The organism is Bifidobacterium sp. ESL0728 (assembly GCF_029392015.1).
Lineage (GTDB): Bacteria > Actinomycetota > Actinomycetes > Actinomycetales > Bifidobacteriaceae > Bifidobacterium.
In genome coordinates this window covers 2,195,227-2,217,988 of record NZ_CP113925.1, presented here as the reverse complement: position 1 = coordinate 2,217,988, position 22,762 = coordinate 2,195,227, and the positions used below count along the sequence as shown (strand labels likewise).

Genomic DNA, 22,762 nt, shown 5'->3' with positions numbered 1-22,762 from the left:
CATTAATTAAAAATTCGCATTTAAATATAAGGTGAACATCCAAAGCGCGATAGATTGACAATATGGACATTCAAGCTTATCGGTTATTGGTTGGCGGGTTTGGTGTAATTCATCACGAACAGAGCAAAGGTGTCGAGCGCTATTTATTGATGTTGCCCAATTCCGTAGACAAGAAAACGTTTGACGTAAAAAGGACTTCAAAAGAAGAGTCTGTAGTCAAGACGGAAGAAAATATAACCAAAGATGATATGTCTGTGAGGCTGCCAACAATCAGGCCTGCGGGTATCGCCTCGGATGTGCCGTCCCCCTCGTGGCTTTTGCGTGAGGGCGACACGGTTTTCGCGGTTCTTGAAGATACCGACGAAGTGGCTTCGTTACGTATGGTATACAGGGACGTCGTTGGAAGTGATAAGTCCGGCGGGGATTCTCTTAAAAACCGTGAGGTGACACTTGAGGAGATATCCCGTGTGAAATTGCCTGCCAAGTCCGAGCCCACCCATGCCGCAATCGCTGTTGACCCTCAGCTTGGTCGCCACCTGATTACCGCCGATTATGCCGACGGAACGGTTTGCGTTTTGCCGATTGGCGCCGGCGACGTGTTGGGGCCTGTGGCTCAGGTGCTGCAAGGCGACCCGGAGCACCACGGGCCGTTGCCGGCGCAAGAGGGGCGGCCGCACACCCACTGGATTCTTCCATTGGCCGACGGCCGGGTGCTGACTACCGATTTGGGTGCCGATCGCATCTATATCCATCGTTGGGTTGGTTCGCGTCTGGTCCGTACGGGCTTTGTTTCCCTGGCTCCCGGCACCGGTCCGCGAGACATACACGTCCTGCCAGGGCCGTCCGGCGAGTTCGGAGAAGGTGGAGATTGGCGGATCGCCGTCGTCGATGAATGGGGTTGCACGGTGACCATTCTGGAGCCCGTCGATCCGGACGGGGGTGGAATCGGCAGAACCAAAGAATCCGGGGGCGAGGACGGCAAAGATAAGGAAGCGGCCGAGGAATTCTGGGTTGCGCAGACCGTGAGCCTTGGTGGTGATAAAGGCCAGCACCCCGATCAGGCTGCTTCCTTGGCGTTCGTGCCCGATGCCCTTTGCCTTGCTGACCCTGCGGAAAACCAAGGAAACTTGGTCTCACCGTTCTCGCGAGGTCACGTCTATGTGGGGCTGCGGGGTTCCGAACGTATAGTGACGTTGTATTGGGACGGCAGCAAGCTGAGTCGCCTGGCCAAAGAGGATGAAAACGGTTGGAAAGGCCGTGGCGTATCCAGCGGTGGCAAGCGTCCGCGTCATATCAAGGCTGTCGGCAATATCCTGATTGTAGCCAACGAGATCAGCGACAACCTGAGTCTCTTCCGTGCCGCAGATGACGGCGAGCCGGTGCATCTTGGCGACTATCCGGCAGGTTCTCCGACCGTTGTGCTGCCTTTGACCGGAATCTAAGATTAAGTTCGTGCGGAAAATGCATGATTTCGAAAGGCGATAATTGGGCAGGTGCCAGACGGTTTTTATGAATACTCCTGAATTGTTGAGGCTTATTGAACCTCGCCGGTTCTGACCGCAGATGCGGGCGTGGATATCTCAATATGTCAAAGAGCAATCGCTTTATCTGCTTTTTGACATAATCAGGCTCTTGTCTGTTGACGTAATCATGAACGTTAAAACTTTGCGAGGCATTGATATATCAGGGATGAGCGGTTAAATGAACATGGTGGGCATGGATTTTTTCTGGTCTCGTCGTGTACTTGCCCAATCATGTCGTTGCTGTCGGGCGTTTGGACGGGCGGTCGGGTTGTATAAATCAAGCTATGCGTCAGTTTGATTTTTGATTGTATATTTGAGGCATAAAAGCGGATGGCTTTAATAGAATAAAAATCATCTATCCGTATATTATGCGAATAAGAATTGAGAAATTGGACAGATAAATTTCAATTTTTTTCCAAGTAATCTTTGCTACGAGCAAAAATTCTGAGAATTGAGGTCATTCTCTTCGTTGGAGACATTTTCGTCGCCTTCTTCTGGCCGCTCATCTTCATTTCAAGACCGCGGGAGCTGGGTTCGTGCCAGGTCTGCTTTCAACTGACATATTGTGTAACTTGATAGTTCGTGCCTCGCTGGTGCATATGATTCTTGCCCGGCACGTTGCACACCTGTCGGTCTGGTTCTCAAAATCGTGAGTACGGCATAATCGGCATTTTCCCACCCATCGTTTCCTGCGATGCCATCGATAAAATCTGTATGTCAAATCGTTGGAAAGTAAGGGATGCAACCATAAGTTGCTATCTTTTTTCGGTTGCGTTTTCGAGATGCAACCGTAAGCTGATAGCGGGGGAACGACGTTTGGCCGCATACTTAGGGCGAAACCTACGAGAAAGGGTTGCGATGAGCTTTCGGAACAATCTTCAATATCTTCGCTCGAAACGCAACATGACCCAGGAACAACTGGCCATGTTGCTCGGCGTCACACGCCAGGCGATTTCCAAATGGGAGTCTGAAAAGGCCTATCCCGAGATGGACAAGCTCCTGATGATCTGCGACCTTTTCGGCTGCACGCTCGACGATTTGGTTTTGGGCGACGTGCGTCGGCCGGGCCAGGCCATGGCAGGCGGAGGCAACGCAAACACCTTGCAATCGAATCCGGCTTTGTCTTCCTCTGAAGGGTCGGGTCGGAGAGCTGAAGCACTACCCGATTTGCAGAGCCAACCGTTTGCCGCAGACGGCTCGCAAAATGCAGGCAGCCCGAGTGCCGCCGGCAACGCTGGCAATGCGGACAACGTCGGCGACGCTGGCAACGTCGGTAACGCTGGCAATGCGGACGACATGAATAATCCGGGTAACGCAAATGGTGCGGGCGGCGTCTACCAAGTGGCAAAGGCCAATGTTTTCAACGCCACCTCGCCCTTGTCTAATGGCGAAGATGCAAACAGTGCGGTTGCCAAAGACGTCACCGGTTACGATGCCCAAATGAAAAGTTATGCATGGAAGCTGGCTCTCGGTGTGGGCGCGATGATTGCGGGTATTGCGTTCGCCGTATACTTCCCCGATCCCAGCACGCCGTTGACTGACGCGCTTTCCTTCCTGTTCATTTCCTGCGGTGCGGTTGTGGGAATCGTGCTTGTCCTTTTGGCCAAATACTCTCGTCGCGATTTCATGAAAAGACACCCTTATATAGAGGATTTCTATACGGACGATGATCGAGCCCGCGGCAATATCGTCTTCATAGCGTTCCTGGTCGGTGGCCTCGCCGCAGCGAGTCTGGGCATTGTCGTCAACCAGATCGGCTACTCGCTTTTCGGAGTCGGCGATGGCGACGGCGGCTGGCCGGACACGGTGATGATGTTGTTGTTCGCTGTGGCCGTGGGATGCTTCATCTACGGGGCGAAGAGTCGTTCCATGCTGAAAATCGATCATTACAACCGGCGTTGCGAACGGCGTGAGGATTCGCGGGGGAAGGGCAATCACGATTTTACGGATCTGCGATATGGTTCGCAAAGCTCGGATATGGAGTCATCGTCGGACTCCGGTCATTCAGAGAAGTTCTATAAGCGTCTCAGCGGCACTGTATGCGGACTCATCATGCTGGTGGCCACTCTCGTCGGTCTGCTGATGCTGTTTCTGGGCGAGCCGACCCGCATGGGTCCAGGCTTTCTGGGGTTCCCGTTCTGGCTGTCATGGCCTGTGGGAGCGGTGATTTGTGCCATTGCCGACGGCATTTTCCGTTTGGTCTATGCAATGCGTGATTGAATATTGTCGCAACGTCATTCGATGTGCTGATGCCCGCTCGACGCTCACACCAAGCCATGGGTACTAAAAGATACTGTACATATTTCTATCTTTCTTTTGGTAACCATGAGTTAGTGTGAGCCGATTGTTCGGCCTTGTCGAGCAGACTGCATCGTCGGTTGTCTTGCTCTTGGTCGGTACCGGTTGTATACTTGATAAGTTGTGTGTCGCTGTTGTGCGCCAAAACGCAGGATGACGGCATCAAGACTTGCAAGTCAAAAAGTATAGGGAGTCCATTATGGCAGCTCGTTGCGCAGTGTGCGGCAAGGGACCGCAGACCGGTTACAGCGTTTCGCATTCACATATCCGCAATAAGCGCACCTTCAGCCCGAACCTCCAGTCGGTTCGCACCACTATCGACGGACAGAACGTTCGCGTTCGTGTGTGCGCCAAGTGCCTCAAGGCCGGCAAGGTTCAGCGCGTGGTTGCGTGAATCGCTAGTAGCGAATAGCAATTTGAAAACCTTCGTACGTCGTTCGGCGTCGGAGGTTTTTTTCATGCCTGCGGCAAGCATGAGCGGTAATCCCGGGTCCATTTGTGCCTCTAAAACCGGTGGAACCGACTATTCCAATAGGGTTAGAGGCGCGAGCGCATGCTGAACACCTATCGGATCTGCCTCTATGGTCTGATTTGTCCAGCGAGCTGCTAATAATAAGGTCTCGCTTTTGGAATTGAGGGGTTCCTGTCAAATAAAGTGGGCGCGTCTGCGCCACCCTTGCACAAAGGAAGCGCGCTTGAAGGCGCGATGCACGAATGTCCTGCGCGAGACGTAAACGGCGATAAGACGTGGGAATGAAATGGAGAAAGAAAACATGGGCTCTGCCATGTCTAGGTCAATTGCGCCTGAAAACGGAACGTTGCAGCAAAACGGGAGTGCGGAAGCGTCGGCAAGCAAGAGGAACAGCGCTTCGACGTCTGTAAGGAAGCGGGAAACGCCATTGTCGATTACTGGCGGGTTGGCGCAATCGGCGCAGAAAGACACCGCTGTGAAGCCGCTTACGGCAGATGAGTTGTCGTTGCGAAGCGGTGCGGAAACGTCATTGCCTGCGCAGGGCGACATGACGAAGCAATCGCATAAGCAAAATGCTGCTTCCACCGACTCGGCTACCGTGGGGTCCCACAAGCCGCTGAAGGCTCGCGTGGATGTGAAGCACCCGAATCTGACGATGCTCGGGCTTTATCTCGGTGCGTTCCTTGGCATGCTCAGCGAGACAGCCATGAACATCGCGCTGCCCGATTTGATGGTCAGCTTCCACATCGGCTCCGGCACCGCGCAGTGGATGGTGGTGGGCTACATGCTCGTCATCGGCATTGTGCTGCCCTTCACCAGTTTGCTGTTGAAGTGGATTCCGTCCAAGCCGCTGCTGTTGTTCGCGCTGGCGATGTTCTTCGTGGGCTCGCTGGTTTCCGGCTTCGCGCCTGGTACCTCGTTCGGTGTGCTGCTTGCGGGCCGTATGATCCAGGGCATTTCGACCGGCCTGGTGCTGCCGATGATGTTCTCGGTCATTCTCGAGGTCTTCCCGTTGAACAAGATCGGTGCCGCTATGGGCATGGCCGGTCTCGTGGTCATGTTCGCCCCGGCTATCGGCCCGACCCTTGCCGGCGGCCTGATCGGTGCTTTCTCCTGGCGTGCGATTTTCTTCTTCTTCGCCGTCATAGCGCTGGTGGCGTTCATTGTCGCTTCGATCTGGATGGTCAATGCTTATAAGCTCACCAAGCCGCATATCGATGCGCTTTCCTGCATCACCTCGATTGTCGGTTTCGGCGGGTTCGTGCTCGGTGTCAGCCTTATCAGCGACATGGGCTTCTCTCTGCCGGTTGTGGTGATTCTGCTGGTAGGTATCATCGCGATCGCCGTCTACAGCTATCGTCAGCTGCACATGAACAACCCGGTCATCGACCTCCATGCGCTCGGCATTCGCCAGTTCACCGTAGGTGCGTTGATCGTGATGATGAACTTCGGCATCACGCTTGCGACCATGTATCTGATGCCGCAGGAGCTGCAGAACGGTCTCGGCATCAAGGTCGCGCTGACCGGACTGGTGATGCTGCCCGGCGGCGTGGTCAACGCGGTGGTTTCCATGTTCGCCGGCCGTCTCTACGACATCGTCGGCGCGAAATGGCTCGTGCGCGGCGGATTGGTGCTCTCCATGATCGGCGTCGTCCTGCTGATGCTGGCAGGCCCGTCGACTTCCGTGGGCTACATCATCTGCGCACACGTCATCCTGATGATCGGCATTCCGATGGCCATGAGCCCGGCCCAGTCCTCGGCGCTTGCCTCGTTGCCGCAGCATCTTTCGACCGACGGCTCCACCATCCTGAACACGATGCAGCAGGTCCTCGGCGCGGTCATCACCGCAGTCGCCACGATTCTGCTCGGTGCCGGCCAGGCGGCTTCCCACTCCGGCGGCAAGGCCATGGCCTTCGTCACCGGTTCGCGCTGGGGCTTCACCTTCGCGCTGGTGCTCGCCATCGTTGCGTTCATCATCTCCTTCGGTCTCTCGAAGCAGACTTCGACGGACGACGCCTCCAAGCGCTGATGGGTTGAGTTAGGCGGTTCCCGGGTTATTTGCCGGGAAAGTCCCGCACAAGTCGGTAAATAGGTTTTTGAGATTGGCTGAATATGGCCATTCCTGAAATCCTATCTATCGACTTGTGCGGGATTTCTCGTTCGCCGGCCCTCAATAGAATAGGAATATGAGCAATACCGTCACTTTGACCACCCCGATTTCCGCGCTGATCGCCAACAAACGACGGGTCAGCGCGCTCAAGGGGCTTGGTATGGTGAGTGTCGGCGACGCCCTGACCTACTATCCGTTCCGTGTCACCGAGCCCGTGCCGCTGCGGGCGATTCGCGAGGCGAAGGTGGGCATGCCGATGGCATTCGCCGCGGTGGTGCGTTTTGCGCGGGTCATTCCGATGGGTGGCCGACGCGGGTACCGGCTGGAAGCCGTCGTTGACGATGCCGCGTTTGCCGCGAGCCGCCAGGTGACGGGCGCGAATTGCAGGCTGGTCTTTTTCTCGCACAAAAAGCAGTATATGGACTGGATGAGCGGGCGGCTGCATTCGGGCGCGGACGTCGTTCTCGCCGGAACTCCCACGGAATTCAACGGCCAGCTGCAGTTCACGCATCCCGAAGTGCTTACAGTGATGCCGCAAGGTGCCAACGTTTTTGCGAATCCGGCAACAGCGTCGGGTTCTGCAAGTGCCGGCGAGCTTTCTTTAGATACCATTTCCAGCCAGGCCAATGCACAGTCTTCCTCACAAGGTGGTGCAGCCCCCGCGCTTGGTGTCCCCGCTTCGCATTCCCAGCAGTCGCAGGTCTTCAATGCCCTGAAATTCGACGCCTCAACCGCTTACGAGGCGCTCCAACACGTCTGCCGCCCGCGTCCGGTCTACCATGCCACTTCTCGTATTTCCACCGAACACATCCACGAATCCATCGTCGCGATGCTCGACGCGCTGCGTGCGAGCGGGGAAGCGGTGCTGACAAAGAGCGTTGATGCCGCTAACGGTTTTCCTGCCGAATCATCGCAGAAGAATAGCGATGAAATCAGCAATGAAACCGGTGCAAGCCTCGCGGATAACAGTTCTGTCGCCAAAGATAGTAGATTATCGGAAAGTGATAGTGAAGGTAATGGTATCGGCAATATCGTCGCTGATGCTATTGATGCTAATAATAGCGCTGATGACAAGGCAAACGTACTTGCTTTACGCGCCGCAATTCCCGACGTACTGCCGCAGGAAGTGATTGAATCCAAACATTTGATGCACCGTGCAGATGCGTTCGCGGCGATCCACGACCCGCAATCAACCAAAGCGTTTCACGCTGCTTTGGCGACGTTGCGCTATGAGGAAGCGTTCGTCTCCCAGGTTTCGGTGTTGCAGGAACGCGAGAACTCACGAAAGGCCGAGACTTTCGAGTGCAAGGATTCCGGGCTGCGAGAGCGGTTTGTCGATTCATTGCCGTTTGAACTCACCAAAGGCCAGCAGGACGTTATCGACACCATCTGTGAGGACATGGGCCGCAACTATCCGATGCAACGTCTGCTGCAGGGCGAGGTCGGAAGTGGCAAGACCGTGGTGGCGCTCGCGGCCATGCTTGAGGCCGTAGGGTCCGGCAATCAGGCTGTTTTGGTGGCACCGACGCAGGTGCTCGCCGAACAGCATTTCGAGACCATCAGCGGTATGGTGGCCAAGATCGTTGGCGACGATGCCGCAAATGCCGGCCCAATCAAGGCGTCGGCGGCCGGTGTTTCCGTTGCCGGGGCCGGAGAAGCATTGACGGCCGGCGGTCAGAATCCCAAAGCCGGCAAAACCGACAGCAGCGCTGTGTCGACAGGCGGATTTGCACAGGTGAACGACAACGCAGATGGTGCGGTGCCTGATTTGTTGGAAGATGCCGCCGATGAGGCGAACAGCCATGCGGAAAACATAGTGACAGGTCGTGAGGCCGATTCGGCGAGTGCCAAGACTTATAAGGCTTCCAAGGTTTCCAAGACCAATGCCGCAAATGCCAAGGTTTCCAAAATCGGCAAGACCGGCGAATCCGCGAATCACGCGACCATTCCGGTGACGCTGCTGACCGGCGGAATGAAACTGGCGGCTCGGCGTAAGGCGCTCGCGACGGCGGCAAGCGGCGAACCTGGCATCATCATCGCCACGCACGCGGCGTTTTCCAAGATGTTTCAGGCGCCGAATCTGGCATTGGTAGTCATCGACGAGCAGCATCGCTTCGGCGTTGAGCAACGCGAGATTTTGCGTTCGAAAGGTGAGAAAACCCCGCACCTGCTGGTGATGACGGCGACACCGATTCCACGCACCGCGGCGATGACATGGTTCGGCGACCTCGACATTTCCTGGCTGACCGAGCTGCCTGGCGGCCGTAAGCCGATTCGCACGTTCATCGTGCCCGAGGCCGACGGCAATATGATGGCGCAGATGTTCGTGCATATTCGCCGGCGTATCAACGCGGGGGAGCGGGCGTATGTGGTTTGCCCGAGAATTGACGCGGATGAGGCCGATGCCGAAGCTTTGGCCGGGGCAGGTGGCAAAGCGGGCGTGAGCGCTTCGATGAGCGCAAGTGCAGGCGGCCGCGGCAGAAACGGGACTTCCGCCGCCGGGTTGGGCAGCGACGATGTCGAAAGCGGGTTCGTGGAGGTCGACGATTATGGCGACGAGAATGACGATGGCGCGCCCCGTGAGCCCAAGCCGCCCCTGCATGCCGTCGACGAAATTGCCCACAGGCTTTCGTCATTGCCACAGTTCGCAGGTATCAAATTCGCGACGTTGACCGGTCGTGACGACGACGAAACCAAGCGGCAGGTGATGGCGGACTTTGAATCCGGCAAAACCCCGATTCTGGTGGCCACCACGGTTATCGAAGTCGGTGTTGACGTTCCGAAGGCAAGTTGTATTACTATTTTCGATGCCGATCGTTATGGCCTCGCCCAGCTGCATCAGCTACGTGGCCGCGTGGGCCGTGGCGGCGCCGATTCCTGGGCGTTCCTCGTCTCGCGCGCCGAACCGGGCAGCATCGCGGAACAGCGCTTGAAGGTCATCGAAGGTTCGCTCGACGGTGCCGAAATCGCGCAGGCCGACCTCGAGCTGCGCGGCGCCGGTGACGTCTTGGGCGACGCTCAGTCCGGCGGCAAGTCCGGCTTGAAGCTGCTACGCGTGGTCAAGGATGCCAAGATCATCGCCGATGCCCGCGAACAGGCCGAAGCCTTGCTCAAGCGCGACCCGACATTGGCCGATCAACCCCAGCTGGTCGGTGCGGTCCTCGATTTCACCCGTGGCGGCGAATCCGAGATTCTGAGCAACTGAAAATCCGCATAAAACGGGACTGACTCCGTCTTGTCCTCTCGGCGTTGTCGTCATCTGTGACGTCTCTCGCGTTCGCGCATACAGACAAATAATAATCTGAGCATTATATATATTTATATTAATGATAATGACATTTACATAAATCCCAATAACCAAATTTTCTGCACCATTACATTATGTTTTTAATTGTGAAACGCTGAATATTTTACGATTTTTCTTTTTAGGAAACATAGTGTACATTGAAAGTACGTGCAGAGATACACGAAGGTTTTATTCAAAGGAGAAGAGCCCGGAAGGGTTGTTCCCTACTCGGATCTGAGGAGGTAATCAAGTTCAGAAACTTTGCGTTGTCAAGGAAATAAATAAATAAAAGATTGTCGTTATATTAGGTAGTAGTCGTCACGGTGTCGTGGTGGCTACGTTGCTCGAAGAGGAGTGGAAATGGTAGCTAAAAAGAGGATTTTGGCTTCGATCGCCGCGATTTCGGCCTTGGCTATGGGCTTGGCGGGCTGCGGTTCTGGTGGCGGGAACAGCAGTGCCGATTCAAAGAAAGGCGAAAAGGTCACGCTGACCTATATGCACCGTCTGCCGGATTCCAAAGGCATGACGCAGGTCAATGACATCGTCAAGAAGTGGAACGAGAAAAACCCGAACATTCAGGTGAAGGCCACGAAGTTCGATGGCAAGTCCGCTGAGATGATCAAGAAGCTTGAGACCGACGTCAAGGCCGACAACGGGCCTGATTTGGCTCAGCTTGGTTACGCCGAAGTCCCTGAGGTATTCACCAAGGGTCTGCTGCAGGATGTCACCAGCGAAGCCAAGAAGTATGAGGGCAATTTCGCCAAGGGCCCGTTCAATCTGATGCAGGTGAACGGCAAGTACTATGGCCTTCCCCAGGACACCGGCCCGATGCTGTACTTCTACAACAAGGCCGAATTGGACAAGCTGGGAATCACCGAGCTGCCCAAGACAGCTGATGAGTTGGTTGCCGATTCGCAGAAGACCGCCGCAGCAGGTAAATACATGATGACCCTTCAGGCCGACGGCAACTGGCTGTCTGGCATGGCCGGTGCCTCAGGACCTTGGTACAAGGTCGAAGACGGCAAGTGGGTTGTCAATACCGATACCAAGGGCTCCCAGGCCACGGCGGATACCTTCCAGAAGCTTGTTGACGCCAAGGCTGCCCTTTACATCGATCGCTGGTCGCCGACGTTCGATTCCGATATTCAGAACAACACCATTATCGGTACCGTGGGCGGCGCTTGGGAAGCTCCGTTGATCATGGGCTCCGCCGGTGAGCACGGTGTGGGCGATTGGCGTATGGCCCAGATGGGTGACTGGTTCGGCAACGGCACGAAGACGGGCCCCAACGGCGGTTCCGGTGTCGCGGTCCTCAAGGGCAGCAAGCACCCGGCCGAGGCCATGAAGTTCCTCAACTGGTTCAACACCCAGGTCGCCGACTTGACCAGCCAGGGCTTGATCGTGGCTGCAACCACCGAAAAGGCGAAGACCCCCGATACTTGGTCCAAGTTCTATGGCGGCGAGGACCTCATGAAGGAATTCGCCACGGCGAACGACAACATGAGCAGCTTCACCTACATTCCTGGCTTCTCCGCTGTCAATTCCGACATCGTTGAGAAGACGGCCAAGGTGCCCGACGGCTCTGTGAAGATGAAGGATGTCTTCACTTCCGCGCAGAAGACCTCGATCGACACGTTGAAGAATTACAACCTGCCGGTAAAGGAATAAGCGGTCTCCAATCGAAAGTGTTGTAACGGTTTTGGCTGGTCGGTGCGTCTGTGTGACGCCTCCCGGCCAGCCATTTCCGCAATATGAGGGAATTCAGATACGCGCAAATGCGAGGGTCTGGCTTCAAAAGGCAATCGTAGAGGAAAGGTTGATGCGACATGACTGCAATAACCACGACGACGGCGCCGCCGGTCAAAGAGGGGGAGACGGACAGTAAGAAAAAGCCGAAACGTTCTTCGGCTGCGAAGCGTGAGAACCGACGGGCATGGGTGTTTATGCTGCCCTTCGTCATTCTCTTTTCGTTGGTGTTCATTCTTCCCATCGTTTGGGCAATCTATTCGAGTTTCTTCCGTCAGGTCTCGACCGGCGGCGGAGCCTACGGCGGAGGCACACTGGTCAACAAATTCGTGGGGCTGACGAACTTCCAATATGTCTTCACATCCAGAAACTTCTGGATGGGATGCGGAAGGGTCCTGATCTATACCATCATTCAGGTGCCGGTGATGATGGGTATAGCACTTGCGCTGGCGATGGTTCTTGATTCCTTCATTGTCAAGCACGTCGTGGGCTTCCGTCTGAGCTACTTCCTTCCCTACGCGATTCCGGGCGCTGTGGCATCCATCATCTGGGTGTTCCTCTACAACGATCAGATCTCTCCGATTGTCAAAGGGCTCAAGGCAATTGGCATTCCTGTCAACTTCTTCGCTCCGGGTATGCGTATCGTTTCCATGGCCAACATCACCACTTGGACGTTCACCGGCTACAATATGCTGATCTTCCTGGCGGCTTTGCAAGCCATTCCGCACGATCTTTACGAGGCCGCGCGCATCGATGGTGCCAACAATTTCCAGATAGCCATGAAAATCAAACTGCCCAATGTTCGAGGCGCAGCCCTTCTCGCCGTGCTTCTCTCGATTGTAGGCAGCATTCAGCTCTTCAACGAACCTCAGATCATGCAGACCATGGATCAGGGGATTTCCAAATCGTATACGCCGATGATGATGGCACTCAACACTTCACAGGGTTCTCTGACCCCTGGCGGCGATGGGCCGGCATCAGCCATAGCGATCGTGATGGCATTGATTGCCGGTGTGCTCGCTATAGGCTATGCCTTTGCTGAAAGCAAGGTGAATGAGCAATGAATTCCGAAGATATGCAAGCAAGCCGCGCGCGTCGTAAAGCCGACAAACTGCGTGACAAGGCAGCCAACGACCTGCCTCGCTCCATGCGTCCCTCACCACAGGTGAAGATCATCACCGTTCTGGTGCTGGTGGTGGCTCTGATCTACTTCCTGTTCCCGATTTACTGGGCTGCGATCGCTTCCAGCAAGACGCCCGCCCAGATGAGCGGCAGCAATGGCCTGTGGTTCTCGGTGCCGCTCAATAAATTGCCCGCCGCTATAGCCGCCAACTACAGCCTCTTGCTGGGCTGGACCCGCAGCTACTTCTGGCGTTGGGTTTTTAACTCGCTGCTCTACTCCACGGTGTCGGCGGTAATCGGCACTATCATCTCCGTGATGGCCGGATACGCCACAGCGAAGTTCAACTTCCGTGGCAAGGGCATCATCATGGGAGTGGTGATGGCGTGCATGCTCATGCCCGCCACGCTGTTGACCATCCCGCTTTACTCCATCTTCCACACGCTGCACCTGACCAACACGATGCTTTCCATCATCATTCCGTGCTGCGTCTCGCCGTTCGGCTTCTTCCTCGGCCGTGTCTACGCGCAGAGCTCCGTGCCCGATGAGCTGCTTGAGGCGGCGCGTATCGACGGGGCGGGAGAGGCAAGGATCTTCTTCACCATCGTGCTTCGCCTTCTGGCGCCGGCCATGGTCACGATTTTCCTCTTCCTGTTCGTCTCCACGTGGAACAACTTCATGTTGCCGTTGATGATGGTTTCCAGCGACAGTCTGAAGCCTGTCACGCTGGGTCTTTATGGCTTGGTTTCGCTGCCGGTGTTCACCGACCGTGGAGCGTTGATGATGGGCGCGCTGCTCGGCGTGCTGCCGGTCATCGTGCTCTTCCTGGCTTTGCAGCGCTACTGGCAGGCAGGCCTGGCAGCCGGTTCGGTCAAGGGCTGAGAGGCTTTCGCTTCAATCAGGCGACTTGGCTCTGGCGGTTATGTGTTTGCCGTCAGAACCAAGTTTGCCTGATTGAACATTGGGGATTGCCGGTCCGCTGGCTCATCTTTTATGGGATAAAGGGCAAAAGTACAACAAGACCTTAAAAATAACAGGCCTGAGAACTAGATAAATATAGGAATTTTAGAGGACGATTGTATATGGCATCAACAGGGCGATTCACAATTCCCACGCAGGAACATTTCGCGAAGAAAACCATAGAACTGGCGAATCTGTGGGGTGCGGACGCCATCCGGAACTCGGACGGCACTCATTTGGACGATGAGGTTGTGGCTTTGGGCAAGAAGGTCTACAGCGCGTATTTCCCTTGTCGTGCCCACAACGAATGGATCACCCTGCACATGGACGAGACCCCGCAGGTCTATCTCTTGAGCCAGCGTGTGTTGGCGACTTCCGGCACGGTCCATATTCCCTTCATGGACACCTTCTTCTCCGAGCAGTTGAAGCCGAATTACGATGCGGACCCATCCAAGTATTGGGAGGTCATCGATCGCACGACAGGCCAGGTGATACCGCCCAAGGATTGGAGCCTCAAACCCGAAGAGAACGTAGCGGTCATCCGCCATGCCGTGCCGATGCATGAGTACACCGTCTCGTTTTTGGCTTACATTATCTGGGATCCTGTGGAGATGTACAACCATCTGACCAACGATTGGGGCGACAAAGAACACGAGATTCCTTTCGATATCTATCATCCCGCGACAAGAAAGTTTGTTTTCGACACGTTTAATCAGTGGTTGAAGGACAATCCCGAGGTGGATGTCGTGCGCTTCACCACCTTCTTCTATCAGTTCACGCTCCTCTTCGATCAGCATCATCGGGAGAAAGTCGTCGACTGGTTCGGTAGCGCCTGCACCGTCTCGCCGCAGGCCTTGGAGGACTTCGCCGTCCAGTATGGTTATCGGCTGCGTCCTGAGGATTTCGTGGACGAAGGCTGCTACGACTCATCCTTCCGCATCCCGAGAAAAGCGCAACGCGATTGGCTTGATTTCCTCTCCCGCTTCGTGCGTCGCAATGTCAAGAAACTCGTTTCCATGACCCACGAGGCCGGCAAGGAAGCCATGATGTTTCTGGGCGACCAATGGATCGGCACGGAGCCGTATATGGATGGTTTCGGCGATTTGGGGCTCGATGCCGTGGTCGGTTCTGTCGGCGACGGCACCACCACCCGCATGATCTCCGACATCAAAGGTGTCAAATATACCGAAGGGCGCTTCCTGCCGTACTTCTTCCCCGATACGTTCTATGAAGGCAACGACCCGAGCATCGAGGCGTGGAGCAACTGGCGTAAGGCCCGCCGCGCCATCCTGCGCAGCCCGCTCGATCGCATGGGCTATGGCGGCTACCTCTCGTTGGCCGCAAAATTCCCGAAGTTTGTGGACGCGGTGACGCATATCGCTAACCAGTTCCGCGATCTGAGCGACAAGACCCAAGGCAAACCGGCCGTCGGCGACCTCAATGTCGCCATCCTCAACTCGTGGGGCAAGATGCGTTCGTGGATGGCTTATACCGTCGCGCACTCGCTGCCCATCAAGCAGACGTATTCGTTTTACGGCATCCTTGAGGCGCTTTCCGGCATGCGGGTCAATGTGCGCTTCATCAGTTTCAATGACGTGCTGGCCTGCGGCATCGACCCGGACATCGACGTGATCATCAATGCCGGCTCGGTCAATACCTCCTTCACCGGAGGAGACGTATGGAAGGATGACCGTCTCATCGAAACCATGCGTTCCTGGGTGCGAGAAGGCGGCGCCTTTGTCGGGGTGGGGGAGCCTTCAAGCCTTTGGTGGCAAGGCCGATTCTTCCAGTTGGCCGACGTGCTTGGCATCGACGAAGAACGCTTCCAGACCCTCTCGGTCGACAAATACTTCCCGGAGGTGGCGGCTCGCCACTTCATCACCGCAGACGTGCCGGCCGGCGAAACTGTCGATTTCGGTGAACCGATCGTCAATACCTATCCCGTCAACGAACAGGTGACCTTGCTCAAGGCCGAGGGCGGCCAAGTCCAGCTCGCAGCCAACGACTATGGCAAGGGACGTGGCGTCTATATTTCCGGGCTTCCTTATTCGGCCGCGAACGCCCGTCTTTTGGAGCGTGCGTTGTTCTGGGGAAGCCATAAAGAAGCGGAATATGAGGCTTACAGCTCGTCCAATCCGCAATGCGAGGTCGCCAGATTCCCAGAAACCGGCTGGTATTGTGTTGTCAACAATACCGACGAACCGCAGTCCACGGATGTCCGTGTGCCTCAAAGCAACCCGGTGCATTTCGATATCGAGCCGAACGGCATCGTGTGGAATCGGCTGTGAATCTGCCGGTTCGGTTGTAAAGTTTGCGGATCGGCTATGAATCCTGCAGATACCGATTGAACCGATAAATAATCTGTAGAAAGCCGGACGGCCTCTACTCCGTGGGTCGGCCGGCTTTCTCATGCAAGTTTCGAGTGTCGTTTTACCTGTCGACGAAGTCTCGCACCATCGTGATGGCTGCGCCGCGCATGGTGGCGTTCGGCCCGCATTCGCAGCGTCGGATGGTGGCGTGCTTACGGAACATCGAGGTGGTGGTACGGTCAAGCTGATCCTGTGCGGAAGATAAAAATGCCGTGTTGATGATGTCGGCAGGCCCGTAGATGCAGATATCATCCATATCCAGCAGGCCTATGGGCATGGCCAGCGCCGAAGCCACGCGCTGACCGGCTTCTTGCAGGATCTTTACCTGCTTTTCGGCTGGAGCCCCGTACATCTGTTGACGCAGTAGGGGTGCCGAAACAAGCATTTCCAGGCATCCTCGTTTCCCACATGGGCATTTCGGGCCATCGGGATCCATGGAGATATGCCCGATTTCCCCGCTTGCATGGTTTTCGCCGATGATGGCCGTGTCGTTAATCAGTGTTGCGGCGCCGATGCCTCGATCGAGTTTGACAAAGAGCATGTTGGGGCCGGCAGAACCGAAAAAGCGTTCGGCGAGCATTGAACAGACCACGTCATTGGCGACGATGACCGGCAAGCCGAATCGATTTTCGATCGGTGTTTTCAAGTCGAAATCATGCCAACCAAATACGGTGGACTGGCGAATGATGCCATCCTGCACCACGCCTGTCGCAGCTACGCTGATGCCGATGACATTTTCCATGCCCACCATCAGCTTCTTGATGAGTTCGCAGATCGTATGCTCATCGACATGGTCAGTGGCGCTGAGTGCGAGTTCATTGCGTTGTAGTGGAGTGCCGAGCAAATCGGTCACTGCGCCCTCAATGAGGTGGTTTTGGGAGAGGTCGACGGTAATAACCCGAAGTCTGGTCGGGTCGACGCCAAGTAGGGTGCCGCGTTTGCCTTTTCCTCTGGCTTTTGTCTCATAGCCGTTTTCATAGATGAGGCCTTCGTCGAGCATATCGCTTACCACGTCGGAAACCGCAACACGGGAAAGTCCGGTTTTGCGCCCGAGTTCGGCGCGTGAATACTGCGAATCAGGAAAGAGCAACCCGAAAATCAAGGAACGGTTGTTTCTGCGGACATCCGATGGACTTGCCTTGACGCTTGTTCCGGGTGTTTTCAAGACCAGGGAATTTGCATATTGCTGTTGGGGCATCGTCACTCCGTCTTTCTGTCGCTGATAGCACCAATATATCTCAACATGCAGAAGATGATGAATACACTCTTTACTTATATAGATAGAACTATCAATGAGTGCTGTAAAACGCGAATATTGCGTATTTTTAATTATGCATCTAATATTAACAATTAGTGGTTTTGCTCTCGGTTTCTGCTGATTGGACACCATTTGCGTAATGAGGCGACTTTGAAAGAAGGTATCTATGTCAAGGGTTGACACCGAGCTAGCGTTGATTGCTTCTCGCTTCCAATTGGAAGGAGCCGTGCAAAGCATCAGCCCCTACGGTGATGGACATATCAACGACACCTATCTGATCACCACCGACCAACGCAGGTACATTCTTCAGCGGATGAACACCGACGTTTTCCCGGATACGAAAAGCCTGATGCGCAATATAGAGTTGGTGACCGGTTTCCTCAAATCTCAAGGCAAAGAGACGCTCGATATCATTCGTTCCAATGACGGAGCCACATATCTTGAGGATTCCGCTGGAGCTTGGCGGGTCTACGCGTTCATTGAGCATACGATTTCCTACAATCTGGTGCCCAATGCTTCCGTTTTCCGCGACGCGGGTGCGGCTTTTGGTGATTTCCAGAATGAACTCGCGCGATTCGATGCCTCGCAGCTGACCGAGACCATCGCCCATTTCCACGACACCCCGCATCGTTTCGCCGATTTCAAAGCCGCCGTACAAAAGGACGAACTTGGTCGGGCAGCTTCCTGCAAGCCTGAAATAGACTTTTATTATGCGCACGCCGATGTCTATCCGATCATTATGGACGGGCTCAAAGACGGTTCGTTGCCGTTGCGCGTGACCCATAATGACACCAAACTCAACAATATTCTTATGGATGCGACCACGCACAAGGCCCGTGCGATTATCGATCTGGACACCATCATGCCGGGGTCGATGCTCTTTGATTTCGGCGATTCCATACGTTTTGGCGCTTCTACGGCCCTGGAGGACGAGTGCGACCTCGACAAGGTGCATTTCAGCACCGAACTGTTCCGCGCATATACCGAGGGATTCGTCGGTGAGCTGCGCCAAAGCATCACTGCGCGGGAGGCTCAGCTGCTGCCGTTGGGTGCGAAAATGATGACGCTGGAATGTGGAATGCGTTTCCTGGCCGATTATCTTTCCGGCGACACCTATTTCGCCACTGACTATCCGGAGCACAATCTGGTGCGTTGCCATACGCAAATCAAGCTGGTTCAGGAGATGGAGGCCAGTGAGGGGCGAATGGACGCGATTGTTGAGGCCGTGATGGAGTCGGGGAGTGCGGAGACAGCAGAAAACGCTAAAGGCGATGCGCTGTGAATGCGTCGGAAAGGTCACCGACGGTAAGTAGTTGTGCTGTGAATATGTCAGAGATATGAAAACGACAAGCTTCGGGAAGGCTGATGCACTGTGAAAGTTGCAGAAGATATGGCAGTGAGCGAAATTCGTAACGCCGGTAAAAGCGATTCTCGCGGGCTTGACGCTGTCTATGCCGCTTTGGATCACTTGACTGATTATGCGATGGCACATCTTGGCTTGGATTCGCGAGATCTGGACTGGGCGCGCAACTCGATTCTTGCGATTTTCTCACTTGATTCGTATGGTGTGGATTCAGCTTCCGACACTGATTCCGCGCCTACTCCTGCATCGTACGGATCTTCGGATGACTCTGCGTCCGCGTCTTCGTCCTCGTCTCTCTCAGTCGCGTCGGCATCCGTATCCGGCGAATTCGGCAATGGTTCCGCTGCTGATTCTCGAGGATTGACGGATGCCAAAAGCGATTGCAAAAATGGGACAGCAAAAGAAACAGGCGCTGCCGCTGATCCAGACGCTGTGCTCAAACCTTTCGATGACGCTTTGTTGGCAGCTGGGTTGTGCGAGGCCGACGATATCCCCGGAATTGAAGACACGGTGATGGGGCTGCTTTCCCAGCGTCCTTCCGCCTTGCAAGACCGTTTCGCTGCAATTCAGCGTCGTGACGGTGGTATGGAGGCCATGCGCTGGTTTTATGATTATTGCGGCGACAATACCTACGTCAAACGCGCCAAACTGGCGCAAAACCCGCGTTTCGAGTCTCACGGTCTGATTATTACCATCAACTTGGCCAAACCGGAATTCAAGAATATGAAAAAGGCGGCTTCCGGCAACAGCGTCGCGGGTGGCTATCCGAAATGCACGATTTGCCACGAAAACGAAGGATTTGCGGGCCGTGATAAACGCACGTTGCGCACGATTCCCGTCACGCTCGGCGGTCAGGAGTTCTTCTGGCAGTTCTCACCTTATGGCTATTTCAAGCAGCATGGCATCTGTGTCAATAAGCAGCACACACCGATGCATGTTGATTGTGATACATTCGTCAACCTGCTGGATTTCGTTGACGTTTTTCCTGGCTATTTCCTCGGGTGCAACGCGGCTTTGCCACGTATCGGTGGTTCGGTGCTCGCGCACGACCACTATCAGGGCGGCGGCGAACTCATGCCGATGCACAAGGCCAAGCCGTGGGCGCGGCTGAAGCTTGACGGCTTTGACGATGCCGTTATCGAGATTCTCGATTGGCCGGGTACCGCGGTGCGTGTGGTCTCGCGTTCGCGCGAAAGCATTGTGGAGATCGCCGACCGGATTCGTCTGGGTTGGATTCGTTACAACAATCCGGATTTGAATATCATCTCCGAGGGCGACGATGGGCGGCGTTCCGCGGTTTCGCCGAGTGTTGTCATCACCAATCGCGGCTACGAGATGAATCTCATCCTCCGCAACAACGGCGTGAGTGAGCAGTATCCAGAGGGCATATTCCATGCTCATCCCGAGTTCTGGGCGATTAAACAGGAGCCAATTGGTCTGATTGAGGCTCAAGGGTTGTTTGTGTTGCCGGGGCGTCTGATTGGACAGCTCGGCGAAATCGAGGACGCGTTGGCACAAGGTACTTCCCTGCTTGCCTCGGAAAGCGCGTTCAAGCCGCAATGGGACGAAATTAGCGCTGCGCTCGGTGGCAATCGCGACAAGGCTGCCATCAAGGCGGCGGTGCGCGATGAGCTGGGTAGCGTATGCGAGCGGATTCTCGGCAACACCGCCGTGTTCAAGCGCAAGGAACAGACGCAAAGCTTCATGGAATCCCTTGGATTTGTAGCCGAGTGAATGCGTGCCCGTCATTTGGCGTTACTTGTACCTTTTACTTGCTCGTTTGAGATAGCTAAGTAAAAAGACACCAATAGAGACGCTGAATGTGCCTTTTACTTAGGCTGTTCCAGCAAGTATGTAAAAGTGACAGTTGGCATTGCTACTACCTGTATCCGTTACGTACGCCCGCTGTGTTTGTGCGGTATGCTGATGGCGTTGGGTGGACTATCGGTTTCGACCAGACGCTACGATGGCGAATATGCGTGTGATTGCGGGACGATTCAAAGGGTTCGAGCTGGCGAAAGCCAAGCCCGGTACGCGGCCGACCACAGACCGGACGAAAGAGGCCATTTTTTCCAAGCTTGAGGCTTGGGGGATGTTGGATGGCGCTCGCATACTTGATTTGTTCGCCGGAACCGGAGCGTTGGGCATCGAAGCCCTTTCTCGCGGTGCCGATGAGCTCGTCGCCGTCGAATCGGCCGGGCCTGCCGCCACGTTGATCGACAAGGAGCTGGGCAATCTCAAACGCAATCGGTCCTGGGATTCGAGCCGGATGAAGGTCCGCGTGATGCGCAAACGCGCCGAGCGCATCGCCTCCGGTTACGATGGCCCCGCTTTCGATGTGATTTTTGCCGATCCGCCTTATGCGCTCACTACCGAAGAATGCAACCAACTTATCGCCGACTTGGTCGCGTCTCCGGCCGCAGACGAACAAACAGTGCTGGTTTTCGAACGCTCAACGCGTTCCGACCCGCTTACCATGCCTGCAGAATGGCAAGTCTTCGACCGACGTCACTACGGTGAAACTGAGGTCTACTACATCGACCATGAATAGCTGCTCGGTAGCCAACAACAACCTAGTAAGCAGGAGACTGTGATGAAGAAATTCCTGCATATTGGTACGAAGGTCGAACAGTAACCAACAACGACTCAGCAAGCAGAAGGCTGTGATGGGTGGAGTGAGTGAATTGCTTTTATAAGATTATGCGTAATGAACTGTTTCAAGAAACGACAGTATGAAGAACGCGCGGATATGGAATGGTAAGTAGTCCACCTGCTTAAGCGTTAGTAAATAGGCGGCGTCAATGGGTGATTCTGATTTTTCTAGTACAGCACATGTTGCTGTATTATAAAGCTGTCGTGTTGCCAGATCCGCGCCTTTCCTTATTGTAAAAGCCAATCTACTGCATTGATAATGTTAATGCCTTCGGGCGTCGTACCGGCAGAATAGGAATCCAGCGTGATGATGATTCTCGGGAAAGCGTCCGTCAGATTGAGCAGCGGCGCGAGTTCCCGCTGGCTGGTCGTCTCTTCCAGCATGCTTGCAGTGACCTGAATATACAATTTTTCTGATTTGACGAGGTCGTTTTTGGTGGCGATGAAGTCGATTTCGGTGTCGTCGCCGGTTCCGATGGAAACGTTGTAGCCGCGCCGACGCAATTCCATATACACCACGCATTCCAGCCGCGCGCCCAGGTCGCGTTTCGAAAAATCGGTGGTCAGATTCCTGAACCCGACGTCCACAGGATAGAACTTGCTCATCGGCCGCAGCATGGCCTTGCCCTGAAGGTCTGTCTGTTCGGCCCGGTAGACCAGAAAAGCCTTTTCGAGACCTTCGACATAGCTGTTCAGGGAAGTGCTGCTGATGCTTTCGCCTGCACTTTTGAGAGTATTGACCACTTTCCTGGTAGAGAAGAGCGACCCGGAAGTGGCGAAAAGGAAGCGGCTTACTTTTTCGAGCACGCCGAGATTGCGTATGTTGTTGTGTTGTGCGACGTCCTTGAAAACTATCGAATCATAGATGGACTGAAGTTCGGTGCCGACAGTCGTCGTATTTTTCGTCCTTAGGGCGAAGAGACCTGGCATTCCGCCGAAACGTAGGAATTCATTGAACTGTTGTTCGTTGGGGGCATTTCGCGAAGGAGCGGTTTTGGGATCCGAGGCCGTTTCTTTTGCTCGTTTGCCGTGTGTATGCTGTTTGTTTTCAGCTTTAGAAAAATCGCAATATTCCTTAAAAGAGAGCGGATAAACGGGAATTTCCACATACCGCCCCGTTAGATATGTGGCCAGATCGCTGGAAAGCAGGTTGGCATTCGAACCGGTGATATATACGTCGGTGTTTTCCCGTGTGTGCAGGCGCCGGACGATTTTTTCCCAACCCTCGACGTCTTGGATTTCGTCGAGCATCACCGTCATCGGGTAATTCCCGTCGGCTTTGCTCATCGCTTCTTTCAGTTCGCTATAGAGCGTTGCTGCGTCATAATCAATTGGGGTATCAAAGCTGTCGAAACGGCGATAGAAGAGGTTGGCTTCGGGAACGTTTTCGGCTCGCAAGGAATCTGCAAACATCTCCAGAACTGTTGATTTTCCGCATCTTCTGACGCCGATGAGGACTTTGACATCTGGAGTGTTGCGGAACAATTCGAGATGCTTGAGCAGGTCGGGGCGCAGGATGTAGTTTTGTGCTTTTGAAATAGTCATGTCGATTACCTCTGGGTGCGCTGCTCGCTTTACGTATGTTATTTATAAATAACATAATAC

General features: G+C 54.8%; 13 protein-coding genes and 1 pseudogene. 12 read left to right on the top strand and 2 right to left on the bottom strand.

Annotated features, from left to right (window positions below; genetic code table 11):
* The first annotated feature begins 254 nt into the window (after positions 1-254).
* The 9 genes and pseudogenes from OZX67_RS08350 to gnpA all read left to right on the top strand — a co-directional run bounded on the left by OZX67_RS08350 (position 255) and on the right by gnpA (position 15,803).
* The gene (locus tag OZX67_RS08350) at positions 255-1,442 is read left to right on the top strand and encodes a beta-propeller fold lactonase family protein (RefSeq protein WP_277142509.1); all 1,188 of its coding nucleotides are present in this window, start codon (positions 255-257) and stop codon (positions 1,440-1,442) included.
* Between the two features lie 939 nt (positions 1,443-2,381).
* Positions 2,382-2,588, top strand: a pseudogene (locus OZX67_RS09675) (helix-turn-helix transcriptional regulator); the annotation flags it as partial.
* 1,432 nt (positions 2,589-4,020) lie between these two features.
* A complete protein-coding gene (gene rpmB / locus OZX67_RS08340; protein ID WP_277142505.1) occupies positions 4,021-4,215 on the top strand; it encodes a 50S ribosomal protein L28 in 195 nt (64 codons plus the stop codon).
* A gap of 364 nt (positions 4,216-4,579) precedes the next feature.
* The gene (locus OZX67_RS08335) at positions 4,580-6,322 is read left to right on the top strand and encodes an MDR family MFS transporter (protein WP_277142503.1); all 1,743 of its coding nucleotides are present in this window, start codon (positions 4,580-4,582) and stop codon (positions 6,320-6,322) included.
* Positions 6,323-6,479: 157 nt separating this feature from the next.
* A complete protein-coding gene (locus OZX67_RS08330) occupies positions 6,480-9,608 on the top strand; it encodes a DEAD/DEAH box helicase (RefSeq protein WP_277142502.1) in 3,129 nt (1,042 codons plus the stop codon).
* Between the two features lie 441 nt (positions 9,609-10,049).
* Positions 10,050-11,357 carry an extracellular solute-binding protein gene (locus OZX67_RS08325; protein ID WP_277142500.1) on the top strand — a complete coding sequence of 436 codons (1,308 nt, stop codon included), beginning with the start codon at positions 10,050-10,052 and terminating at the stop codon, positions 11,355-11,357.
* 275 nt (positions 11,358-11,632) lie between these two features.
* Positions 11,633-12,499 carry a sugar ABC transporter permease gene (locus OZX67_RS08320; RefSeq protein WP_277145059.1) on the top strand — a complete coding sequence of 289 codons (867 nt, stop codon included), beginning with the start codon at positions 11,633-11,635 and terminating at the stop codon, positions 12,497-12,499.
* Positions 12,496-13,437 (top strand): carbohydrate ABC transporter permease, encoded by a 942-nt coding sequence (locus OZX67_RS08315; RefSeq protein WP_277142497.1) that lies wholly within the window; start codon positions 12,496-12,498, stop codon positions 13,435-13,437. The genes OZX67_RS08320 and OZX67_RS08315 overlap by 4 nt, the downstream gene beginning before the upstream one ends.
* Before the next feature lie 200 nt (positions 13,438-13,637).
* The gene (gnpA, locus tag OZX67_RS08310; RefSeq protein WP_277142495.1) at positions 13,638-15,803 is read left to right on the top strand and encodes a 1,3-beta-galactosyl-N-acetylhexosamine phosphorylase; all 2,166 of its coding nucleotides are present in this window, start codon (positions 13,638-13,640) and stop codon (positions 15,801-15,803) included.
* A gap of 142 nt (positions 15,804-15,945) precedes the next feature.
* On the opposite strand, the gene OZX67_RS08305 is transcribed toward gnpA, so the two are convergent.
* Entirely contained in the window at positions 15,946-17,082 is a 1,137-nt protein-coding gene (locus OZX67_RS08305) for an ROK family transcriptional regulator (protein ID WP_277142493.1), read from the bottom strand.
* A 226-nt stretch (positions 17,083-17,308) separates the two neighbouring features.
* On the opposite strand from OZX67_RS08305, the gene OZX67_RS08300 reads away from it, so the two are divergent.
* The 3 genes from OZX67_RS08300 (at position 17,309) to rsmD (ending at position 21,056) form a co-directional block, all read left to right on the top strand.
* Positions 17,309-18,424 carry an aminoglycoside phosphotransferase family protein gene (locus OZX67_RS08300; RefSeq protein WP_277142492.1) on the top strand — a complete coding sequence of 372 codons (1,116 nt, stop codon included), beginning with the start codon at positions 17,309-17,311 and terminating at the stop codon, positions 18,422-18,424.
* Positions 18,425-18,625: 201 nt separating this feature from the next.
* Positions 18,626-20,239: a galactose-1-phosphate uridylyltransferase gene (locus OZX67_RS08295; RefSeq protein WP_277145057.1), complete on the top strand. Its 1,614-nt coding sequence runs from the start codon at positions 18,626-18,628 to the stop codon at positions 20,237-20,239.
* Positions 20,240-20,480: 241 nt separating this feature from the next.
* A complete protein-coding gene (gene rsmD, locus OZX67_RS08290; RefSeq protein WP_277145055.1) occupies positions 20,481-21,056 on the top strand; it encodes a 16S rRNA (guanine(966)-N(2))-methyltransferase RsmD in 576 nt (191 codons plus the stop codon).
* A gap of 329 nt (positions 21,057-21,385) precedes the next feature.
* Here rsmD and OZX67_RS08285 read toward each other — a convergent pair whose 3' ends face one another.
* Positions 21,386-22,702: an ATP-binding protein gene (locus tag OZX67_RS08285; RefSeq protein WP_277142490.1), complete on the bottom strand. Its 1,317-nt coding sequence runs from the start codon at positions 22,700-22,702 to the stop codon at positions 21,386-21,388.
* Positions 22,703-22,762 lie beyond the last annotated feature (60 nt).

What these genes read in the sequence shown, in the direction of transcription:
- rpmB (WP_277142505.1), top strand. Translation starts at nt 4,021, where the DNA reads ATGGCAGCTCGTTGCGCAGTGTGCGGCAAGGGACCGCAGACCGGTTAC.
- OZX67_RS08335 (WP_277142503.1), top strand. Translation starts at nt 4,580, where the DNA reads ATGGAGAAAGAAAACATGGGCTCTGCCATGTCTAGGTCAATTGCGCCT.
- OZX67_RS08330 (WP_277142502.1), top strand. Translation starts at nt 6,480, where the DNA reads ATGAGCAATACCGTCACTTTGACCACCCCGATTTCCGCGCTGATCGCC.
- OZX67_RS08325 (WP_277142500.1), top strand. Translation starts at nt 10,050, where the DNA reads ATGGTAGCTAAAAAGAGGATTTTGGCTTCGATCGCCGCGATTTCGGCC.
- OZX67_RS08320 (WP_277145059.1), top strand. Translation starts at nt 11,633, where the DNA reads ATGCTGCCCTTCGTCATTCTCTTTTCGTTGGTGTTCATTCTTCCCATC.
- OZX67_RS08315 (WP_277142497.1), top strand. Translation starts at nt 12,496, where the DNA reads ATGAATTCCGAAGATATGCAAGCAAGCCGCGCGCGTCGTAAAGCCGAC.
- gnpA (WP_277142495.1), top strand. Translation starts at nt 13,638, where the DNA reads ATGGCATCAACAGGGCGATTCACAATTCCCACGCAGGAACATTTCGCG.
- OZX67_RS08305 (WP_277142493.1), bottom strand. Translation starts at nt 17,082, where the DNA reads ATGCCCCAACAGCAATATGCAAATTCCCTGGTCTTGAAAACACCCGGA.
- OZX67_RS08300 (WP_277142492.1), top strand. Translation starts at nt 17,309, where the DNA reads ATGTCAAGGGTTGACACCGAGCTAGCGTTGATTGCTTCTCGCTTCCAA.
- OZX67_RS08295 (WP_277145057.1), top strand. Translation starts at nt 18,626, where the DNA reads ATGGCACATCTTGGCTTGGATTCGCGAGATCTGGACTGGGCGCGCAAC.
- rsmD (WP_277145055.1), top strand. Translation starts at nt 20,481, where the DNA reads ATGCGTGTGATTGCGGGACGATTCAAAGGGTTCGAGCTGGCGAAAGCC.
- OZX67_RS08285 (WP_277142490.1), bottom strand. Translation starts at nt 22,702, where the DNA reads ATGACTATTTCAAAAGCACAAAACTACATCCTGCGCCCCGACCTGCTC.